Raw genomic sequence first — 266 nt, forward strand, 5'->3', positions numbered from 1 at the left:
ATCATATCCAATGTAGCATCACTACCATCTACAATACCATCTGTTAATTTAGCAATTTCAACTATTATATTGTGAATTTTTTGGCAGTCTTCCATTGATACTTCCTGTGGAAATGAAAAATTAATCTTTTTGTCTTCTAATGAATTTATTAGTTTTAATTTTCCACCTGCTTTTTTATTTAAATCAAGAGAATATATATTATCTTTATAAGAAAAACCATGGTTGGATAAGCTACGATAAAGCATGGGCTCGCCACTATATGAAAT

General features: G+C 28.6%; 1 protein-coding gene. It reads right to left on the reverse strand.

Annotated features, from left to right (window positions below):
* The coding region (locus AOA61_RS31025; protein WP_143521293.1) for a hypothetical protein at positions 1-245 on the reverse strand (245 nt) is incomplete at its 3' end.
* Positions 246-266 lie beyond the last annotated feature (21 nt).

Source organism: Pseudomonas sp. 2995-1, from assembly GCF_002742505.1.
Classification (GTDB): Bacteria; Pseudomonadota; Gammaproteobacteria; order Pseudomonadales; family Pseudomonadaceae; genus Aquipseudomonas; species Aquipseudomonas sivasensis.